At 62.5% G+C, this 20,966-nt stretch carries 21 protein-coding genes; all 21 read right to left on the bottom strand.

Features of this window, described 5'->3' with window-relative positions; all coding sequences use genetic code 11:
• Positions 1-3: 3 nt before the first annotated feature.
• Positions 4-591 carry a MarC family protein gene (locus AC3B6A_RS27540; RefSeq protein WP_488400262.1) on the bottom strand — a complete coding sequence of 196 codons (588 nt, stop codon included), beginning with the start codon at positions 589-591 and terminating at the stop codon, positions 4-6.
• 132 nt (positions 592-723) lie between these two features.
• Entirely contained in the window at positions 724-2,091 is a 1,368-nt protein-coding gene (gene glmU, locus AC3B6A_RS27545; RefSeq protein ID WP_488400263.1) for a bifunctional UDP-N-acetylglucosamine diphosphorylase/glucosamine-1-phosphate N-acetyltransferase GlmU, read from the bottom strand.
• A 114-nt stretch (positions 2,092-2,205) separates the two neighbouring features.
• Positions 2,206-2,631, bottom strand: coding sequence for a F0F1 ATP synthase subunit epsilon (locus tag AC3B6A_RS27550; protein ID WP_416748077.1), 426 nt, complete (start codon positions 2,629-2,631; stop codon positions 2,206-2,208).
• A 40-nt stretch (positions 2,632-2,671) separates the two neighbouring features.
• Positions 2,672-4,048: a F0F1 ATP synthase subunit beta gene (gene atpD / locus AC3B6A_RS27555; protein ID WP_488400264.1), complete on the bottom strand. Its 1,377-nt coding sequence runs from the start codon at positions 4,046-4,048 to the stop codon at positions 2,672-2,674.
• 30 nt (positions 4,049-4,078) lie between these two features.
• Positions 4,079-4,939 (bottom strand): F0F1 ATP synthase subunit gamma, encoded by an 861-nt coding sequence (atpG, locus tag AC3B6A_RS27560; protein WP_488400265.1) that lies wholly within the window; start codon positions 4,937-4,939, stop codon positions 4,079-4,081.
• 52 nt (positions 4,940-4,991) lie between these two features.
• The gene (gene atpA, locus AC3B6A_RS27565; RefSeq protein WP_488400266.1) at positions 4,992-6,536 is read right to left on the bottom strand and encodes a F0F1 ATP synthase subunit alpha; all 1,545 of its coding nucleotides are present in this window, start codon (positions 6,534-6,536) and stop codon (positions 4,992-4,994) included.
• 18 nt (positions 6,537-6,554) lie between these two features.
• A complete protein-coding gene (locus AC3B6A_RS27570; protein ID WP_275609440.1) occupies positions 6,555-7,091 on the bottom strand; it encodes a F0F1 ATP synthase subunit delta in 537 nt (178 codons plus the stop codon).
• A gap of 11 nt (positions 7,092-7,102) precedes the next feature.
• A complete protein-coding gene (locus AC3B6A_RS27575; RefSeq protein ID WP_488400267.1) occupies positions 7,103-7,573 on the bottom strand; it encodes a F0F1 ATP synthase subunit B in 471 nt (156 codons plus the stop codon).
• Positions 7,574-7,625: 52 nt separating this feature from the next.
• On the bottom strand, positions 7,626-7,883 hold the full coding sequence (gene atpE, locus AC3B6A_RS27580) for a F0F1 ATP synthase subunit C (protein ID WP_003457994.1): 258 nt from the start codon (positions 7,881-7,883) through the stop codon (positions 7,626-7,628).
• Positions 7,884-7,991: 108 nt separating this feature from the next.
• A complete protein-coding gene (gene atpB, locus AC3B6A_RS27585; protein WP_488400268.1) occupies positions 7,992-8,861 on the bottom strand; it encodes a F0F1 ATP synthase subunit A in 870 nt (289 codons plus the stop codon).
• Positions 8,862-8,877: 16 nt separating this feature from the next.
• Complete coding sequence (locus tag AC3B6A_RS27590; protein ID WP_488400269.1) at positions 8,878-9,285, bottom strand: F0F1 ATP synthase subunit I; 408 nt, start codon at positions 9,283-9,285, stop codon at positions 8,878-8,880.
• A gap of 149 nt (positions 9,286-9,434) precedes the next feature.
• Positions 9,435-10,307, bottom strand: coding sequence for a ParB/RepB/Spo0J family partition protein (locus AC3B6A_RS27595; protein WP_488400270.1), 873 nt, complete (start codon positions 10,305-10,307; stop codon positions 9,435-9,437).
• A gap of 17 nt (positions 10,308-10,324) precedes the next feature.
• A complete protein-coding gene (locus tag AC3B6A_RS27600) occupies positions 10,325-11,113 on the bottom strand; it encodes a ParA family protein (RefSeq protein WP_488400271.1) in 789 nt (262 codons plus the stop codon).
• A gap of 18 nt (positions 11,114-11,131) precedes the next feature.
• A complete protein-coding gene (rsmG, locus tag AC3B6A_RS27605) occupies positions 11,132-11,782 on the bottom strand; it encodes a 16S rRNA (guanine(527)-N(7))-methyltransferase RsmG (RefSeq protein ID WP_488400273.1) in 651 nt (216 codons plus the stop codon).
• Complete coding sequence (gene mnmG / locus AC3B6A_RS27610; protein ID WP_488400274.1) at positions 11,782-13,674, bottom strand: tRNA uridine-5-carboxymethylaminomethyl(34) synthesis enzyme MnmG; 1,893 nt, start codon at positions 13,672-13,674, stop codon at positions 11,782-11,784. Before mnmG ends, rsmG begins: the two co-directional genes overlap by 1 nt.
• Positions 13,675-14,264: 590 nt before the next feature.
• Entirely contained in the window at positions 14,265-15,605 is a 1,341-nt protein-coding gene (locus AC3B6A_RS27615; protein WP_488400275.1) for a DcaP family trimeric outer membrane transporter, read from the bottom strand.
• Between the two features lie 818 nt (positions 15,606-16,423).
• Positions 16,424-17,791: a tRNA uridine-5-carboxymethylaminomethyl(34) synthesis GTPase MnmE gene (gene mnmE, locus AC3B6A_RS27620; protein ID WP_488400276.1), complete on the bottom strand. Its 1,368-nt coding sequence runs from the start codon at positions 17,789-17,791 to the stop codon at positions 16,424-16,426.
• 107 nt (positions 17,792-17,898) lie between these two features.
• Positions 17,899-19,647, bottom strand: a complete 1,749-nt coding sequence (yidC, locus tag AC3B6A_RS27625) for a membrane protein insertase YidC (protein WP_488400277.1) — start codon at positions 19,645-19,647, stop codon at positions 17,899-17,901.
• A 2-nt stretch (positions 19,648-19,649) separates the two neighbouring features.
• A complete protein-coding gene (gene yidD / locus AC3B6A_RS27630; protein WP_015479779.1) occupies positions 19,650-19,898 on the bottom strand; it encodes a membrane protein insertion efficiency factor YidD in 249 nt (82 codons plus the stop codon).
• Positions 19,891-20,298 carry a ribonuclease P protein component gene (gene rnpA, locus AC3B6A_RS27635; RefSeq protein WP_488400278.1) on the bottom strand — a complete coding sequence of 136 codons (408 nt, stop codon included), beginning with the start codon at positions 20,296-20,298 and terminating at the stop codon, positions 19,891-19,893. The genes yidD and rnpA overlap by 8 nt, the downstream gene beginning before the upstream one ends.
• A gap of 14 nt (positions 20,299-20,312) precedes the next feature.
• On the bottom strand, positions 20,313-20,447 hold the full coding sequence (gene rpmH, locus AC3B6A_RS27640) for a 50S ribosomal protein L34 (RefSeq protein WP_003100258.1): 135 nt from the start codon (positions 20,445-20,447) through the stop codon (positions 20,313-20,315).
• Between the last annotated feature and the right edge of the window lie 519 nt (positions 20,448-20,966).

Consider the following 20,966-nt stretch of genomic DNA (forward strand, 5'->3'; position numbering starts at 1 on the left):
CACTCACGCTGCGATGTGCAGGACGCTGCGCAGGTTCTGCAGGAGCATGTTCACGCTGAGCATGATCAGCAGCATGCCGGCCAGGCGCTCCACGGCGGTCAGTCCTCGGGGGCCGAGGAAGCGCTGGAGGAACGAGGCCTGCAACAGGATCAGTGCCGTCGCCGCCCAGGCCAGGATCACCGCCAGGTACAGCTCCCACAACGGACCAGTGTAGGTGGTGCGCAGGGTGATCAGCATGGCCAGCGCCGAGGGACCGGCCACCGCCGGCGTCGCCAGCGGCACCAGCAGCGGCTCGCTGTCGGGCATGTCGCCCAGCACGCCCTGCGGGGTCGGGAAGATCAGACGCATGGCGACCACGAAGAGAATGATGCCGCCGGCGATTCCGGTGGCTTCCTTCGACAGCCCGAGGCCGGTGAGGATGTGCTCGCCGAGCGTGAGGAAGAGCAGCAGCAGGCCGAGCGCGAACAGCAGCTCGCGCAACGCGACCTTGAGCCGGCGCTCGGCCGGGACGGATTTCAGGGCGGCGAGGAATACCGCGATGTTGCCGAACGGGTCGGTGATCAGAAAGATCAGGACGGCGACGCCGAGCATGATCGGAAGACTCCGGCAGGAAGAAAACCCCGGGCCGGGCGGCAGCGCGGATCGGGGAACATCTGTGAATGATGGGACGGAATGACGCCAGCCTGTGAATAAAAAACTATCCACAGGCTGGACGGGGGAGCATCAGGATTTCTTGATCTTTTCCGGACGCTTCCAGCCTTCGATCACCCGCTGCTTGGCGCGGCCGACCGCGAGGGTGCTGGGCGGAACCTCGGCGGTGATAGTGGAACCCGCGCCAGTGGTGGCGCCGGTGCCGATATCCACAGGAGCCACCAGCGAATTGTTGGAGCCGATGAAGACGTCCTCGCCGATGGTGGTGCGCCACTTGTTGGCGCCATCGTAGTTGCAGGTGATGGTGCCGGCGCCGATGTTGGTGCGCGCGCCGATCTCGCTGTCGCCCAGGTAGGTCAGGTGGCCGACCTTGACGCCGTCCTGCAGGTGGGCGTTCTTCAGCTCGACGAAGTTACCCACATGCACCTTGCGCTCCAGCACGCTGCCCGGACGCAGGCGGGCGAACGGGCCGACATCGCTGTCCGGGCCGACGTGGGCGCCTTCCAGGTGCGAGTTGGCCTTGATGATGGCGCCACGGCGCAGGGTGCTGTCCTTGATGTAGCAGTTCGGGCCGATCGAAACAAAGTCCTCGATCTCCACCTGGCCTTCGAGGATCACGTTGACGTCGATCTGCACGTCGCGGCCGACGCTGACCTCGCCGCGCACGTCGAAGCGCGCCGGGTCGATCAGGGTCACGCCCTGGGCCATCAGGCGGCGCGCCATGCGCAGCTGGTAGAAGCGCTCCAGCTCGGAAAGCTGCAGGCGGTCGTTGGCGCCCTGGACTTCCATCGCGGCCTGCGGCTGCGCGGTGGCCACGCGCAGGCCGTCGGCCACGGCCATGGCGATCACGTCGGTGAGGTAGTACTCGCCCTGGGCGTTGGAATTGGACAGGCGCGACAGCCAGCCGGCCAGACGCTCGCGCGGCACGGCGAGGATGCCGGTGTTGCCTTCGCGGATGGCGCGCTGCTCGGGGGTGGCGTCCTTCTGCTCGACGATGGCCTGAACCTCGCCGGAGGCAGCGCGGATGATGCGGCCGTAGCCGGTCGGGTCATCCAGCTCGACGGTGAGCAGCGCCAGTTGTTCGGCAGTGGCCTGGGCCATCAGCCGCTCGAGGGTCGGCTGCTCGATCAGCGGCACGTCGCCGTAGAGGATCAGCACCTTGTCCGCACTCAGGAACGGCGCGGCCTGGGCCACGGCGTGGCCGGTGCCGAGCTGCTGCTCCTGGATCACGAAATTCAGGTCATCCGCCTGCAGCCGTTCGCGCACGAGTTCCGCGCCGTGTCCGATCACCACATGGATGCGGGAAGGGCCGAGCGTGCGCGCGGTATCGATCACATGGGCGAGCATCGGCTTGCCGGCAACCGGGTGCAGGACCTTCGGCAGGGCCGAACGCATGCGCGTGCCCTGGCCGGCGGCGAGAATGACGATTTCGAGGGACATGAGTGACAGACCGTCCTGGTAAGCGGGGCGGACCCCGGCGTGGAAAAAGAAAAAGGGTAGCCAAGGCTACCCTTTTCCAATTTGTCGCTGAAGCCCCGAAGGGCTTCGCGCGGCTTAGCCGCCGAACTTCTTGCGAACCTGCTGGACCGTGCGCAGTTGCGCTGCGGCTTCGGCCAGGCGGGCTGCGGCGGAGCTGTAGTCGAACTCGGCACCTTTGGTGTGCAGAGCCTTCTCAGCTTCCTTCAGTGCGGTCTGGGCAGCCGCTTCGTCGAGGTCGCCGGCGCGAATCACGGTGTCGGCGAGAACCTTGACCATGTTCGGCTGTACTTCGAGGAAGCCGCCGGAGATGTAGTACACCTCCTGCTCGCCACCCTGCTTCACCAGGCGGATCGGACCCGGCTTGAGCTCGGTGATCAGCGGCGCGTGGCCCGGAGCGATACCCAGATCACCCAGGGAGCCGTGCGCAACGACCAGCTCGACCAGACCGGAGAAGATCTCCGCTTCGGCGCTGACGATGTCGCAGTGGACAGTAATAGCCATACCCTTGCCTCACGTAAGCGCCCGTTGCCGGGCGCACGGATTACAGCTTCTTCGCTTTCTCGATGGCTTCTTCGATGCCGCCGACCATGTAGAACGCCTGCTCGGGCAGGTGGTCGTAGTCGCCGTTGAGGATGCCTTTGAAGCCAGCGATGGTGTCCTTCAGGGAGACGTACTTGCCCGGCGAGCCGGTGAAGACTTCTGCCACGAAGAACGGCTGGGACAGGAAGCGCTGGATCTTACGAGCACGGGCCACCAGCAACTTGTCGGACTCGGACAGTTCGTCCATGCCGAGGATCGCGATGATGTCCTTCAGTTCCTTGTAGCGCTGCAGGATGTACTGCACGCCACGGGCGGCGTCGTAGTGATCCTGGCCGATGACCAGCGGGTCCAGCTGACGGGAGGTGGAGTCCAGCGGGTCCACGGCCGGGTAGATACCCAGCGAGGCGATGTCACGGGACAGTACCACGGTGGCGTCGAGGTGGGCGAAGGTGGTCGCCGGGCTCGGGTCGGTCAGGTCGTCCGCGGGAACGTATACGGCCTGGATCGAGGTGATCGAGCCTTGCTTGGTGGAGGTGATGCGCTCCTGCAGAACGCCCATCTCTTCGGCCAGGGTCGGCTGATAACCTACTGCGGACGGCATACGGCCCAGCAGTGCGGACACTTCGGTACCGGCGAGGGTGTAACGGTAGATGTTGTCGATGAACAGCAGTACGTCACGGCCTTCGTCACGGAACTTCTCGGCCATGGTCAGGCCGGTCAGGGCAACGCGCAGACGGTTTCCCGGCGGCTCGTTCATCTGGCCGTATACCAGGGCTACCTTGTCCAGTACGTTGGAGTCCTTCATCTCGTGGTAGAAGTCGTTGCCCTCACGGGTACGCTCGCCCACACCCGCGAACACGGAGTAACCGCTGTGCTCGATGGCGATGTTACGGATCAGCTCCATCATGTTCACGGTCTTGCCTACACCGGCGCCACCGAACAGACCGACCTTACCGCCCTTGGCGAACGGGCAGACCAGGTCGATTACCTTGATGCCGGTTTCCAGCAGCTCGTTGCCGCCAGCCTGATCGGCATAGGAGGGAGCTTCGCGGTGGATACCCCAACGCTCTTCTTCGCCGATGGGACCGGCTTCGTCGATCGGGTTGCCCAGTACGTCCATGATCCGGCCCAGGGTCGCTTTACCGACCGGTACGGAGATGGCTGCGCCGGTGCTTTCCACGTTCAGGCCACGCTTGAGGCCTTCGGTGGAACCCATCGCAATGGAACGGACCACGCCGTCGCCCAGCTGCTGCTGAACTTCGAGGGTGGTTTCGACGCCCTGAACCTTCAGGGCCTCATAGATGTTCGGCACGGCATCGCGCGGGAATTCCACGTCGATCACGGCGCCGATGATTTGAACGATACGTCCGCTACTCATGTCTGGTTCCTCTGAATTTTGAACCTGTTCTTACACCGCGGCAGCGCCGCCGACGATTTCCGAGATTTCCTGGGTGATCGCCGCCTGACGTGCCTTGTTGTAGACCAGCTGGAGTTCGCTGATCAGATCACCGGCGTTGTCGGTAGCGTTCTTCATTGCAATCATCCGGGCCGCCTGCTCGCAGGCGTTGTTCTCAACCACCGCCTGATACACCTGGGATTCCACGTAGCGCACCAGCAGGCCGTCGAGGAGGGCCTTGGCGTCGGGCTCGTAGAGGTAGTCCCAGTGGTGTTTCAGGTCTTCGTTGTCCTCGGCCACCAGCGGAATCATCTGCTCCACGGTCGGCTTCTGGGTCATGGTGTTGATGAACTTGTTGGAAACCACGTACAGGCGATCGATACGCCCTTCCAGGTAGGCATCCAGCATGACCTTGACGCTGCCGATCAGATCGTTGATCGACGGCTCTTCGCCCAGGTGACTGATGGCCGCAACGACGTTGCCGCCATAGTTCTTGAAGAAGGATGCGCCCTTGGCACCGATCACGCAGAGGTCGATCTCCGCGCCACGATCGCGCTGGGCCGCCATGTCCTTGACGAGCGCCTTGAACAGGTTGATGTTCAGGCCGCCGGCCAGACCACGGTCGGAGCTCACCACGATGTAGCCGACGCGCTTGACTTCACGCTCGACCATGAACGGATGACGGTACTCGGGGTTGGCGTTGGCCAGATGGCCGATCACCTGGCGAATGCGCTCCGCGTAGGGACGGCCGGACGCCATGCGCAGTTGTGCCTTGCGCATTTTGCTCACCGCCACCTTTTCCATGGCATTGGTGATTTTTTGCGTGCTTTTGATGCTCGCAATCTTGCTGCGAATCTCTTTTGCGCCTGCCATTTCACACCTATCGGGTTAGCAGGCGGGGGCCGTTACCGACCCCCGCTGCGGCTTACCAGGTTTGGGTGGCCTTGAACTTCTCGATGCCGGCCTTGATGCCTGCGTCGATTTCGTCGTTGAAGTCACCCTTCTCGTTGATCTTCGCCAGCAGAGCGGCGTGCTCACGCTGGAAGTAGGAGATCAACGCCTGTTCGAAGGCGCCCACTTTGGCGATCTCGATGTCCTGCAGAAAGCCACGCTCGGCGGCGTACAGGGACAGCGACATCTCGGCGATGGACATCGGCGCGTACTGCTTCTGCTTCATCAGCTCGGTAACGCGCTGACCATGCTCGAGCTGCTTGCGGGTCGCGTCGTCCAGGTCCGAGGCGAACTGGGCGAAGGCCGCCAGTTCACGGTACTGGGCCAGCGCGGTACGGATGCCGCCGGACAGCTTCTTGATGATCTTGGTCTGGGCCGCGCCACCAACGCGGGATACCGAGATACCGGCGTTGACGGCCGGACGGATACCCGAGTTGAACATGGAGGTTTCCAGGAAGATCTGACCGTCGGTGATGGAGATCACGTTGGTCGGAACGAACGCGGAAACGTCACCAGCCTGGGTTTCGATAATCGGCAGGGCGGTCAGGGAACCGGTCTTGCCTTTCACTTCGCCGTTGGTGAACTTCTCGACGTACTCTTCGGAAACGCGGGATGCGCGCTCCAGCAGACGGCTGTGGAGATAGAACACGTCGCCCGGGTAGGCTTCACGGCCCGGCGGACGGCGCAGCAGCAGGGAGATCTGGCGGTAGGCAACGGCCTGCTTGGACAGGTCGTCGTACACGATCAGGGCGTCTTCACCGCGGTCGCGGAAGTATTCGCCCATGGTGCAGCCGGAGTACGGCGCCAGGTACTGCAGAGCAGCGGATTCGGAGGCACTGGCAACCACCACGATGGTGTTGGCCAGGGCGCCGTTCTCTTCCAGCTTGCGTACGACGTTGGCGATGGTCGATTGCTTCTGACCGATGGCCACGTAGACGCAGCGGATGCCGCTGTCTTTCTGGTTGATGATGGCGTCAACGGCCAGGGCGGTCTTGCCGATCTGACGGTCACCGATGACCAGCTCGCGCTGGCCACGGCCTACCGGGATCATGGCGTCGACCGACTTGTAACCGGTCTGGACCGGCTGGTCTACCGACTTACGCCAGATCACGCCCGGCGCCACTTTCTCGACGGCGTCGGTCAGCTTGGCATCGATCGGGCCTTTGCCATCGATCGGGTTGCCCAGTGCGTCGACCACGCGACCCAGCAGTTCCGGACCAACCGGTACTTCCAGGATGCGGCCGGTGCACTTGGCGTTCATGCCTTCTTTGAGGTCCTGGTATTCACCCAGAACCACGGCGCCGACGGAGTCTTGCTCCAGGTTCAGCGCCATACCGTAGACGCCGCCCGGGAATTCGATCATCTCGCCGTACATGACGTCGGCCAGACCGAAGATGCGCACGATGCCATCGGAAACACTGACGATGGTGCCTTCGTTGCGCGCTTGCGAAGCTACATCGAGTTTCTCGATGCGCCCCTTGATGATTTCACTAATTTCGGAAGGATTGAGTTGCTGCATGCCGCTGCCCCTTCAAACTCAAGATTTCAACGCTTCGGCCAGTTTCGCGAGCTTGCCGCGCACCGAGCCATCGATTACCAAGTCACCGGCGCGGATCACCACGCCGCCGATCAGGCTCGCGTCTTCCGACGCATGAAGTCGCACTTCGCGACTGAGCCGGGCGCTGAGAGCCTTGGCGAGTTTGTCCTGCTGTTCCTGGTCCAGGGCGAAGGCACTGGTGACCTCGACCTCGACCAGCTTTTCCTGCTCGGCCTTGAGTTGCTCGAACATCTCGAAGATGGTCGGCAGCAGGTCGAGCCGCTTGTTTTCAGCCACAGTCCGGACGAAGTTCTGGGCCGGAGCATTGAGCTTGTCGCCACACACGTCGATCAGCGCATCAGCCTTGGCTGCGGCGGTCAGCTGGGGCTCTTTGAGCAGCTGGCGCACGGTGTCGTCCTGCGACACTGCAGCCAGCACACCCAGAGCAGCGGACCAATCGGCCAATTGCTGATGAGCCTGGGCGTACTCGAAAGCCGCCTTCGCGTAAGGACGAGCCAACGTGGTCAGTTCTGCCATATCGCCCTCGCTTAGATCTCGGCGGCCAGTTGATCAACCAGCTGCTTTTGCGCGTTGGCATCGATCGAAGCACCCAGGATCCTCTCGGCGCCGGAGACGGCCAGGGCACCCACTTGGGCACGCAGGGCGTCCTTGACGCTGTTGAGTTCCTGCTCGATCTGAGCCTTGGCCTGGGCAACCATGCGGTCACCTTCGGCACGAGCCTGTTCGCGAGCTTCGTCAACGATCTGGTTAGCGCTCTTCTTCGCCTGCTCGACGATTTCAGCTGCCTGAGCCTTGGCTTCGCGCAGTTGCTGACCCGCTTTCTCGTGGGCCAGTTCCAGGTCGCGAGCTGCGCGGTTGGCAGCGTCCAGACCGTCGGCGATCTTCTTCTGACGCTCGTGCAGAGCCGCGATAACCGGCGGCCATACGAACTTCATGCAGAAGATGACGAAGATGGCGAACGCGATGGCCTGGCCGATCAGAGTTGCATTAATGTTCACGCCAATACCTCGCTCGTTCGTTGTTCAGTCACAGATTTCCGGATGTCGGAAATTACTGGGCAACCTGAGCAATGAACGGGTTAGCGAAGGTGAAGAACAGAGCGATACCAACACCGATCATGGTTACGGCGTCGAGCAGACCGGCCACGATGAACATTTTCACCTGCAGCATCGGGACCATTTCCGGCTGGCGAGCAGCGCCTTCCAGGAACTTGCCGCCCAGCAGGCCGAAGCCGATGGCGGTACCCAGAGCGCCCAGACCGATCAGCAGAGCAACGGCGATAGCAGTGAGTCCAACTACAGTTTCCATTTTTCCTCCCGACTTTTTGTCGTGTTGGTTAAAGGTGAAGCAAGTTAAGGTGGTGAAACTCTTCTTTCACCCCCTCCCAAGCGGGAGAGGGCGTACAGAATTCAGGGATCAGTGGCTGTCTTCGTGGGCCATCGACAGGTAGACGATGGTCAGCATCATGAAGATGAACGCCTGCAGGGTGATGATCAGGATGTGGAACACGGCCCACGCCCAGTTCAGCACGACGCCCATGCCGCCCAGCCAGAGGATGCCGGCGCCGAACATCACGGCGATCAGGATGAAGATCAGCTCGCCGGCGTACATGTTGCCGAACAGACGCAGTGCCAGGGATACCGGCTTGGCGATCAGGGTCACGAACTCGAGCAGGAAGTTCACCGGGATCAGGATGATCTGAACCACGATGTTGCTGCTGTGGAACGGGTGCAGGGTGAGTTCGCCGAGGAAGCCGCCGATGCCCTTGACCTTGATGCTGTAGAAGATGATCAGCGCGAACACCGCGATCGACATGCCGAAGGTGGCGTTCGGGTCGGTGGTGGCCACGGCGCGGAAGAACAGGTGCTCGTTGCCGGTGATCTTCGCCGCCAGCAGCGGCAGGAAGTCCACGGGCACCAGGTCGACCAGGTTCATCAGGAAGATCCAGACGAACACGGTCAGCGCCAGCGGTGCGATGAGCGGGTTACGGCCGTGGAAGGTGTCCTTCACGCTGCCGTCGACGAACTCGACCAGAACTTCGACGAAGTTCTGCAGGCCGCCAGGTTGACCGCTGGTAGCCTTCTTGGCCGCCATGCGGAAGATGAAGATGAATACCAGGCCGAGGAATACGGACCAACCCAGGGTATCAACGTGGAATGCCCAGAAGCCCATATCCTTGGCTTGTTCGGCGGTGTGGGCGAACCCCCAGGAACCGTCCTGCAGACGACCGAAGGTCAGGTTCTGCAAGTGGTGCTGGATGTAACCCGAAGCGCTTTCTGCTGCCATGTTTGCCTCAATCGCTCTAAGGTCTTGTAAATGTGTTTCGCATCAACAGGGGTGCAAACCAGCTGACCACCAGGGTCAGGAGGTAGATGCCGAACAGCGCCAGGGGCGCCAGCGGCTTCACACCTGCGAACGCCAGTGCGAAAAGCACTGCCGTCAGAATCAGTTTCCCCGCTTCACCGGCATAGAAGGACCGGACTATCAGCTGGGCAGAGCGGGCGCCGCTATAACGGAACGCCTTGCGAGCAAAGTACAGATTCGGCAACCACGCAATCAGGCCACCCAGCAGGCCGGAATAGCCTGCGACCGATCCCCGGGCAAACCACAGGGCCGCTGCCCCCATGAGCAGCACCACCAGCTGGACGAGCAACAGGCGAAAAGCCGGTTGGCGATGGAAGGGCAGGCGATTGGGCTTGCGGGGTTCCATCTGTCTCAAAGTCCTCTGGTGTCGGCTTCGCAAATCAACAACTTGGCATAGTTTGTGCCGACAAAATTGCGCGCAGAGTATAGGGGGCGCGGCATACCCGTTCAACCGTCAGGTAGTGATTTCCGACGACCCCTACATATACGTTCGTATCAGCGGATGTGGGCGAGAACGCCCTGAAGTTCGTCGAGGGAGTTGTAGCGGATCACCAACTGTCCCTTGCCCTTCTGTCCGTGGCGAATCTGCACCGGAGCGCCCAGGCGCTCGGCCAGACGCTGTTCCAGGCGGCTGATGTCCGGGTCGCTCTTGACCGCTTTGACAGGTTCCGCCGGGGCATTGAGCCACTGGCGCACCAGGGCTTCGGTCTGGCGCACGGTGAGGCCCCGTGCGACAACATGTCGCGCGCCCTCGACCTGCCGGTTTTCCGGCAAACCGAGCAGGGCACGGGCATGGCCCATCTCCAGGTCGCCATGGGACAACAGGGTCTTGATCTCTTCCGGCAGGGCGATCAGGCGCAGCAGGTTGGCCACGGTCACGCGGGACTTGCCGACGGCGTCGGCGACCTGCTGCTGGGTCAGCTGGAATTCCTGCTGCAGGCGCTGCAGCGCGGCGGCTTCCTCGATGGGGTTGAGGTCCTCGCGCTGGATGTTCTCGATCAGCGCCATGGCGATGGCGGCTTCGTCCGGCACTTCGCGGACCATGGCCGGGATCCGCTCCAGGCCGGCCTGCTGGCTGGCACGCCAGCGGCGCTCGCCGGCGATGATCTCGTAGCGGCCCTTGTCGATCGGGCGCACCACGATCGGCTGCATCACGCCCTGGGCCTTGATGGACTGGGCGAGTTCTTCCAGGGCTTGCGGGTCCATGTCGCGGCGCGGCTGGTATTTGCCGCGCTGGATCAGGTCCAGCGGCAGGTGCTGGAGTTCCTTGCTGTCGACCTGGACGGCTTCTTCCTGCAGGGTAGCGGCGCTGGAGCCACTGAGCAGGGCGTCCAGCCCGCGTCCGAGACCTCGTTTCTTGGCGGCCATGCGGGTTCCTTAATCTCTCAGGCGGGGGCGGTGGTGCGGGCGGAACGCTGGCGGCGCACCAGCTCGCCGGCCAGCGCCAGGTAGGCGATGGCACCGCGGGATTGCTTGTCGTAGACCAGCGCCGGCATGCCGAAGCTGGGCGCCTCGGCCAGTCGCACATTGCGCGGGATCACGGTGGTGTAGAGCTTGTCGCCGAAATGCTCCTGCAGCTGCGCGCTGACGTCGTTGGTCAGGCTGATGCGCGGGTCGTACATGGTACGCAGCAGGCCTTCGATCTTCAGCGCCGGATTCAGCCGCTCGGCGATGCGCTGGATGCTGTTCATCAGGTCGGTCAGGCCTTCCAGCGCGTAGTACTCGCACTGCATCGGGATGATCACGCCGTCCGAGGCGGACAGGGCGTTGACGGTCAGCATCGACAGCGACGGCGGGCAGTCGATGAGGATGAAATCGTAGTTCTCGCGGATCGGCGCCAGCGCCTGGCGCAGGCGGTGCTCCTTCATGTCCATCTCCAGCAGCACCACTTCCGCGGCGGTGAGGTCGCGGTTGGCGGGCAGCAGCTGGTAGCCACCGTGCTCGGAGAACTGCATGGCCTGGGCCAGGTCGCATTCGCCGGTCAGCACGTCGTAGATGGAATGTTCCAGGGACAACTTATCCACACCGCTGCCGGTGGTGGCGTTGCCCTGTGGATCGAGGTCGATCAACAGTACGCGGCGCTTGGTGGCGACCAGCGATGCGGCGAGGTTGATGCAGGTCGTGGTCTTGCCGACGCCGCCTTTCTGGTTGGCGATCGCGAATACCTTAGCCATGGTTTTCCCCACTCCCCGTCATGCAATGCGGCGCAGTATCAGCAGATGGCGCTGGCCTTGGCAACCCGGCACCGCCAGAGCGTGTTCGGCTTCGACCCGGAAATCTTCCGGGAGTGCCGCGAGCTCCTCGCTGGGGTGTACGCCTTTCATGGCCAGCCAGTTGGTCCGGGTGTCGCCGAGGTGGCGCGTCCAGTTGGTGAAGTCCTCGAGACTGCTGAACGCCCGGGAGACGATGCCGTTGAACGGTTGCTCGGGCTGGAAGGCCTCCACCCGGCTGTGGATAACCTGCAGGTTGTCCAGCTTCAGCTCCAGCTTCACCTGGGTGAGGAAGCGGGTCTTCTTGCCATTGCTGTCGAGCAGGGTCAGGGACTTGCCGGGGAACAGGATGGCCAGCGGAATGCCGGGCATGCCGCCGCCGCTGCCGACGTCCAGCCAGCGTTCGCCGCCGGCGGCTTCGAACTGCGGGACGATACTCAGGCTGTCGAGCAGGTGGCGCGAGACCATTTCGTCCACATCTCGGACGGCGGTCAGGTTGTACGCCTTGTTCCACTTGGCCAGCAGGGCCAGGTAGTCGAGCAGCCGCTGCTGGATGGTTGCGTCGATGTTCAGGCCGAGCGTTTCGATGCCACGCGCGAGTTCGTCGGCGTGGCGGGCGTTGACCAGGGACATCAGGCGCTCTGCTCCAGCTGACGGCCGGACGAGCGCTTCTTCAGATGGATCAGCAGCAGGGAGATCGCCGCCGGGGTCACGCCCGGGATGCGGCCGGCCTGCCCTAGGGTTTCCGGACGGGCGTTGCCCAGCTTGAGCTGGATCTCCTTGGACAGGCCGGAGATCGACTGGTAATCGATATCCACAGGCAGCCGGGTGTCCTCGCTGGCGCGCAGGCGGGCGATCTCTTCCTGCTGGCGGTCGATGTAGCCGGCGTACTTGGTGCGGATTTCCACCTGCTCGGCGACCTGCGGGTCTTCCGCGCCGGCACCGGTCACTTCGGCGAGGCTTGCGTAGTCGATTTCCGGCCGGGCCAGCAGGTTCAGCAGGTTGTACTCATGGGCCAGCGGTGTACCGAAGCGCGCGGAAATGGCATCGCCTTGCGGGGTGTTCGGACGAACCCAGGTGCTCTTCAGGCGCTGCTCTTCACGCTCGATGCCTTCGCGCTTGGCTTCGAAGGCCGCCCAGCGGTGGTCGTCGATCAGGCCCAGTTCGCGGGCTTTTTCGGTCAGGCGCAGATCGGCATTGTCCTCGCGCAGGATCAGCCGGTATTCGGCGCGCGAGGTGAACATGCGGTACGGCTCCTGGGTGCCGAGGGTGATCAGGTCGTCGACCAGCACACCGATGTACGCCTCGTCGCGGCGCGGGCACCAGCTGTCGCGGCCCTGGGCACGCAGCGCGGCGTTGGTGCCGGCGAGCAGGCCCTGGGCGCCGGCCTCTTCGTAGCCGGTGGTGCCGTTGATCTGGCCGGCGAAGAACAGCCCGCCGATGACCTTGGTCTCCAGGCTGTACTTCAGGTCGCGCGGATCGAAGTAGTCGTATTCGATGGCGTAGCCGGGACGCACGATGTGGGCGTTCTCCATGCCGCGGATCGAACGGACGATATCCAGCTGCACGTCGAAGGGCAGCGACGTGGAAATGCCGTTCGGGTACAGCTCATGAGTGGTCAGGCCTTCCGGTTCGAGGAATACCTGATGGCTGTCCTTGTCGGCGAAGCGATGGATTTTGTCCTCGATCGACGGGCAGTAGCGCGGACCGACGCCCTCGATGACCCCGGAGTACATGGGCGAACGATCGAGGTTGGCGGCGATGATCTCGTGGGTGCGCGCGTTGGTATGGGTGATCCAGCAGCTGACCTGGCGCGGATGCATCTCCTGCGAACCGAGGAAGGACATCACCGGAGTCGGCGTGTCGCCCGGTTGTTCGGTCATCACGCTGAAATCGACGCTGCGACCATCGATTCGCGGCGGTGTGCCGGTCTTCAGGCGACCGACGCGTAGCGGCAGTTCACGCAGGCGCCTGGCCAGAGCGATGGACGGCGGGTCGCCGGCACGGCCACCGGAGTAATTCTCCAGGCCGATGTGGATAAGTCCGCCAAGGAAGGTACCGGCGGTGAGGACGACGTTATCCGCATGGAATTTCAGACCCATCTGGGTCACCACGCCGCGCACCTGATCCTGCTCGACGATCAGGTCGTCGCAGGCCTGCTGGAATATCCACAGGTTCGGCTGGTTTTCCAGTATCTCGCGCACCGCGGCCTTGTAGAGGATGCGGTCGGCTTGCGCACGGGTTGCACGTACGGCGGGCCCTTTGCGGCTGTTGAGGATGCGGAACTGGATGCCGCCTTTATCGGTAGCCAGTGCCATGGCACCGCCCAGCGCATCGATCTCTTTCACCAGATGGCTTTTGCCGATCCCGCCAATGGCGGGGTTGCAGCTCATCTGGCCGAGAGTTTCCACATTGTGGGTGAGCAGCAGCGTCTTCACGCCCATGCGTGCAGCCGCGAGTGCGGCCTCAGTGCCGGCATGGCCGCCGCCGATCACGATCACGTCAAAACGGGAAGGGAAATCCACCACGCACCTCGTGCCTGTCGATCAAGGAGAAATAAGAGAGCCGGACAGTATAGGGGCTAAGGGCTCTCGATTGAAGGCACCTGGACAAAAAATAGCCAATCGGTACTGAAGGCTTCTATAGAAAATAAAAGAGAGAGGAATTTTTTAAATCTTTTTAGAGCTTGTGTTTATGTATGGTGAAGCCGGTTTCTGTGGATAACCATCTGTAGCCCTTATTCCATCGATCTTTCACGGAATAACAACCCTGTGTCGATGCTGTCGCGTGCCAGGGGATCTCCGGTTCCTAGCCTGTGGATTAAGCGTAACGTTATCAACAGGCGGATTTATCCACGTCCTGGGCCAGGTGTTGTCAACGTAGCTGTACGGGTGTTTTCCACAGGGTTCAAGGATCCCTGTGGAATGAGCTTTAGGCGGGCTGAAAGCCAGGTGTGACGGGGCTTTTCAGTTTTTTAGGTTGTGGATAGCTTGTCCATTGAAGGATCAGCGGGCAGGAGCGGCGGCTCTGTCATCAGCATTGAAGACGGCGTAGTGGATTACTTGCCGGCGCAGGATTGTGCTGGAGGCGGAGATCACTGCGTTCGATTGTGGGGCTAGAAACCGAACTGTGTGACCAGGTTCAGGCGCTGCCCGCTCCCCCGTTGATGGGCCTCGTTGCGGATGCCCGCGTAGGTGTATTCGAGGCCGAGCAGGACCTTGGGCCCGGCGGGGCTCCACAGCAGGTTGGCGTGCAGCGAGCGTACCCCGTCGAACTGGGTGAGTGGAGTGGCGGGATGTGGGTTGTCCAGCCGGATCAGGCCGGCGCTGAGGTTCGAGCGGAAGCTCTCCGACCACCAGTGCTGATAGCTGATGTTCACGCCCTGGCCGGAGATGGCATACAGCCTGCCCTTGTAGAGCGCAGCTGAGGGTGGCGTCTGGGTCAGGTAGCGGCCGGCACCACGCTCATACACCAGGTCGTAGTAGAGCTTGTCCTGTTTCCCCACGGCGAGCTGTCCCTGATAGTTGAATGCATAGCCGGTGAGCTGGTCGTCCAGACCGCCGCCATCGTCGGCGTCCAACTGGCGCAGGGCGGCTCCGACGGACTGGCGCCCCCAACCGTCGGCAAGGGTCAGTCGTGCGGTCAGCTCCGGCGATTTGTCGATGGAGTTGTTGCTGATGTTGTTGATGCCGGCACCGAACAGAACCGTGTCGGCACCGGTGAAATCCTGCACTGGCTGCTCGATCGCGGCTGAGAGCTCCAGCTTCGGGTGCAGTTCGTCGGTATAGCGGATCTGCGTTTGCCGGTTGAGGGCGGGGAGGCCCACCGGGCCACCAAAGTCGAACACTTCAGGGCCCTGGCGGGGATCGGCGAAGTTCGACCAGTACTGCCCGACCATCCAGGGACCGAGTTCGGCCATGGCGTGGCGCAGGCGAAGCGAAACCGAGTTGGTGGTGGCCTTGGTACCGCCAGTGCCATAGAAGTCACCCTCGATCAGGGTACGCAGCTCGCCATACTCCGTGGGGGTCCTAGTCTCGATGTTCAGCCGCGATTCGCGCGCTTCGAACTGCACCTGCCCCTTGCGCTTGGTGTATGGGGTGCCGTCGTATGGAATTCCGCCATATTTCGGTGAATAAGGCAGCAGCACCGTTTGGCTGTTGCCGAGGCTGCCCTGGAAATCGCTCATCAGCGAGGCGCGCACAAAGCCGCCGATCTTCACCGAGGTATCGCTGTCGGGCAGCAGGAACGAGCCGGGCATTACTCCGCCGGTGACCACCTTACGGGGCGGTTCCACAGGAGGAGCGGCCGCCTGCAGCTTCACCTGCTCCTGCTTCAGCGCCGCAATCTGGCTCGCCAGCGCCGCCACCTGTGCCTCCAGCTCGGCCAGTCGATCGGCCCGTGCTTCCCCGATGATAAGACCGGGGACCAGACATACGGCTATCCAGTACGTCTTCACTCCGCGCCTCCAATGCTTTCTTGTTTTTTGGGTGTGTAAAGCCAGGCGCGGTCACGCCACGCCATGGCTGGATGCAATTGAGAGAGGGAACTACGACGTCACTGTGGACCGGGCTGTGAGCCCTCGCGCAACATCATGCCATCCTCGTGTTGCCGGTCGGGGCGAACCGCAATCACCAGGGAGTCGGTGCCGATATGGAAGTGGCTGCTGGCGGTGAGTCCAGGCAGGCCGCTGGCCGCCGCAGGACAACAGGCTATACAGGGCGAACAGCGGGAGGATGAGCTGCTGGGTGTGGAAGCGTGGTCTTGGGGAGGCGGTGAAGCGCGCGTGTTTGCTGTTGTTATTTCTCATGCGATCTCCAGTTCCATTCCCTCCGCGACAGGTCATCGGGTAAACGCTGTCGTAGAAATAGATGGCGCTGGCGAACTTTCGGTATTTCGTGGCACAGCTCAAATCGTCCGTTTGGATTAGATGGACGAAAAGGGACACTTCCTACAAAAGGCATAACTCAGTCTTTTCGACCTGAGGAAATACAGCAGCTGGACTGAGCTATCTGCTGCATGCTTGAGGTAGTCGCCGGGTACAGGCCGCGATCATCGCCGACGGTATAGGTCTTGTCCCTGGGCTTGAGAGCCTTCAGGGCGAGTGTCCAGACAGCGGAAGGCTCAGGTTAAAACCACTACTTGGACATAAATCTGGGCACGAGATCAGACGATCTTTCTGTCGTGCTTCAACAGAGCTTAATAGGCAAGAAACCCAGTGTTCATGCGGGTTTCAAGGATTTCGGTGGACCTTGATGGCGCCCCGTGGAAGTGAGGTCATTTGCCGATGCAGAAGCTGGAGAAGATGCGTCCCAGCAGATCGTCCGGGGTAAAGGCGCCTGTGATTTCGCCCAGGGCCTGCTGAGCCTGGCGCAGATCCTCGGCCAGCAGCTCGCCTGCGCCGCTCAGGGTGAGCTGCGCGCGGCCGTGCTCGAGGTGTTCACCGGCGTGGCGCAGGGCCTCCAGGTGGCGCCGGCGCGCGCTGAAGCTGCTTTCCGCGGTCTGTTCGAAGCCCATGCAGGCCTTGAGGTGTTCGCGCAGCAGGTCGAGTCCGTTACCCGAGCGGGCGGACAGCGTGATGGTGACGTGTCCGTCGGTGCTTTCTTCGAGGCCAACCGACTCTGTGGATAAATCCGCCTTGTTGCGGATCAGGGTGACGTGGGCCGGATCCGGGCGGCTGTCCAGGAACTCCGGCCACAGTGCAAAGGGATCGCTGGCCTCCGGAGCGGTGGAGTCCACCACCAGAAGTACGCGGTCTGCCTCATTGATGGCCTTCAGGGCCCGTTCGACGCCAATCTTTTCCACATGGTCTTCGGTGCTGCGCAGGCCGGCGGTGTCGATGATGTGCAGCGGCATGCCATCGATGTGGATATGTTCGCGCAACACGTCGCGGGTGGTGCCGGCGATATCGGTGACGATGGCCGCCTCACGCCCTGCCAGGGCGTTCAGCAGGCTGGATTTGCCGGCATTGGGACGACCGGCGATCACCACCGTCATGCCATCGCGCAGCAGCGCACCCTGGCCGGCCTCGCGCAGTACGGCGGCCAGCTCGGCGCGCACGCCGTCCAGTTGCGAAAGGACGTGTCCATCGGCGAGGAAGTCGATTTCCTCCTCGGGGAAGTCGATGGCCGCCTCGACGTACATGCGCAGCTGGATCAACTGGTCGGTGAGGCGATGCACCCGGCGCGAAAACTCGCCCTGCAGCGAACGCACGGCGTTGCGCGCCGCCTGGGCCGAGCTGGCTTCGATCAGGTCGGCGATGGCTTCGGCCTGGGCCAGGTCGAGCTTGTCGTTGAGGAAGGCACGCTCGCTGAACTCACCCGGGCGGGCCTGGCGGGCGCCCAGCTGCAGGCAGCGCTGCAGGAGCATGTCCATGACCACCGGGCCGCCGTGTCCCTGCAGTTCCAGCACGTCCTCGCCGGTGAAGGAGTTCGGGCCCGGGAAGTACAACAGCAGGCCTTCGTCGATCACCTCGCCGTCATTGCTGTGGAACGGCCCGTAGTGCGCGTGGCGGGGCTGTGGCTCGCGGCCGCTGAGGGTGATGGCCATGGCCCGGGCACGCGGACCGGAGACGCGGACGATGCCGACCCCGCCACGGCCCTGGGCGGTGGCGACGGCGGCGATGGTTTCACGGGCTGCATTCATGTCGGCGGTCTCGCGGTTTTCTCGGGACAAACAGGGTACTTGGCAAAACTATCCACATAGCAAAACGCCCCACGAGGGGGCGTCTTGGCAATCGGCGGGAGTGGCGATCAGGCGGAGGCCTTCTTCGCGGCACCCTCGATCCGACGGGTAATGTACCACTGCTGTGCGATCGACAGGCAGTTGTTCACAACCCAGTACAGCACCAGACCGGCCGGGAACCACAGGAAGAAGAAGGTGAAGATGATCGGCATCAGCTTCATCACCTTGGCCTGCATGGGGTCCGGCGGTGTCGGGTTGAGCATCTGCTGGACCAGCATGGTGGCGCCCATGATGATCGGCAGGATGAAGAACGGGTCCTTCACCGACAGGTCGACGATCCAGCCCAGCCACGGAGCCTGGCGCATCTCGACGCTTTCCAGCAGTACCCAGTAGAGGGACAGGAAGACCGGCATCTGCACGAGGATCGGCAGGCAGCCGCCCAGCGGATTGATCTTCTCCTTCTTGTACAGCTCCATCATCGCCTGGGACATCTTCTGGCGGTCGTCGCCGTACTGTTCCTTCAGCGCCTGCATCTTCGGCGACACGGCGCGCATGCGGGCCATGGAACGGTAGCTGGCGGCGGACAGCGGGAAGAATGCCAGCTTGATGACGATGGTCAGCAGGATGATCGACCAGCCCCAGTTGCCCACCAGGTTGTGGATATGTTGCAGCAGCCAGAAGATCGGCTGGGCGATAAACCACAGCGGGCCGTAGTCGACGGTCAGCTCCAGGCCGAGGGACAGCTGGCCCAGGTACTGCTGCAGCTTGGGACCGGCATACAGGGTCATGCTGGTTTCGCCCTTGGCGCCCGGCGCAACGCTGATGCTCGGGCCGGTGAAGCCGACGATGTAGTTGCCCTGGGCGTCCTTGCGGGTCATCACGTTGTGGGTTTCGCCCTTGGCGGGCACCCAGGCGGTAACGAAGTAGTGTTGCAGCCAGGCGACCCAGCCACCCTGGACGGTTTCCTTGAACGACTCCTTGTCCATGTCCTTCATGGGCACTTTGACGTAGGGCTTTTCAGGGGTCCAGACCGCAGCGCCGAGGTAGGTCGACACGCCGGTGGCGGTGGTGGAGGACGGATCGGCGCTGGCGTCACGCTTGAGCTGGGCGAACACCGAGGCGTTCCAGGCATGGTCGCTCTGGTTGTCGATCAGGTAGGTCACGCCAATCTGATAGGCATCGGGGTTGATGCACTCGAGCTTCTTCTGCGCCCTTTCCTTCTCGGTGCAATCGGCTTTCAGGCCGCGGTGGAAGGTGAAGCGCTTGATGTAGTTGACGCCATTCTGGGCAAAGGTCAGGTCGACGACCAACTGGTCCTGGCCGTCGGCCAGCTCGTAGCTGGTCTTGGCCGATGCATAGAGCGGACGGCCACTGGCGGCGGCATCCGGGCCGTCGGCGCCGGTCAGGCCGCTCTGGGCGAGGTAGGTGCGCTGCTGGTCACGCTCGAACAGCGGGAACGGCACTTCCGGATGGTCCTGGCGCAGTGGGTACTGGGTCAGGCCCAGTTTGACCACGTCGCCGCCGCGCGGATCGATGGTCAGGTCCAGGACATCGGTCTTCACGCGGATCAGTTGGTCGCTGACGGCCGCCGGCTTCTGCTCGGCAGGTAGAGTCGCCTGGGCATTCTGGGCGGTCGGTACGTCGGCATTGGCCGTGCCGCCGGCAGGTACGGATGTATCCGGCAGGCCTTCGTTCTGGTTGAAGGTCGCGGTCTGCGCTGGCAGTTCGGGCTGACCGTAGTCCTTGTTCCACTGGAGAACCAGTGCGTAGGACACGATTGCCAGGGCGACGAATAGGATTGAACGTTTGATGTCCATGGTTACTCGGCCGTCGAGGAAGGGGCGGGCTTGGATGGATCTGGCGGTACCGGGTCATAACCACCGGGATGCCAGGGGTGGCAGCGGCCGAGGCGACGAGCGGCCAGCCAGCCACCACGCAGGAAGCCATGGGTTTCGATGGCTTCCTGCGCGTAGCAGGAACAGCTGGGGTAGAAACGACAGTGCCTGCCCATCATGGGACTGATGGCGTAGCGGTAAAACTGGATCAGTAACAACGCCAGTCTACGCATGGGAACTGTCGGCCACTCCCGGAGAGTCTGTCGCGGGTTCCGGGCTGGGCCGATTGCGCAACAGGCGTTTCCAGAGCTTGCCGAACTGCTGGTGCAGTTCGGGATTCTCCAGATCGCCGAGGCCCTTGCGCGCGATAACCACGATGTCCAGGCCGGCCAGCGCTTGCTGGTTGTGGCGGAAGGACTCGCGGAGAAGGCGTTTGAGGCGATTGCGCTCGACGGCGAGCTTGACGTTCTTCTTGCCGATCACCAGGCCGAGGCGGGGGTGATCGAGACCGTTTTCGCGCGCCAGCAGCAGGATGTGCTTGCCGGGAACCTTGGAGGTGGGGGAGTCGAAGACTGCCGTGAAGTGCCGGGCTGTCAGTAGACGTTTATCCCGGTCGAAGCCTTGACTCACCACCTGTGTCAGACAAATCAGACGGTCAGACGCTTGCGGCCCTTGGCGCGACGACGCGACAGAACCTGACGACCGTTCTTGGTGGCCATGCGAGCGCGGAAACCGTGAACGCGAGCGCGCTTGAGGGTGCTGGGTTGGAAAGTACGTTTCATGATTCGGTACCTGGGTTGACGACATGAGGTCGCAGTGACCCCGTTTAAAGAGACCGGCGATTCTAGTGAAATCGGGCGGTCAGGTCAATTTCCAACCAGCGGCGGATACAAATTGAATAAGAAAGGGCAAGATTTTCTTTTGAAAGATAGAAGCGTTGATTATGACTGTTGAACGGCTCGGCTGTGAATAAGTCGTTGGAGGCCGCTGAAAGTCGCGTTCCTGAGGAATGAAAACCCTGTCTGGAACAGGTGCGCGACTTGTGCTCGTGCAGTTGGAAAGCTGGGGACAGGTGGATGGTTTTTCCACAGCGGATTTTTCCACAGGTCGCTCACCAGGGTGATCCCCTGCCCCATCCAGCGGTTATCCACAAGGTTCGCCGCGCGCTTACCCGACAATCGGCACAATCATTAACATCTTGATTTTGCTTGCCTCCCCGGTCGTATCTTATGTGGATAAGTTCTCCCGGCAGGGCTACAATATCGGCCTATTTCGCTTTGCGCCTTCTTTGGGGGATATCC

The organism is Pseudomonas sp. B12(2026), assembly GCF_057767015.1.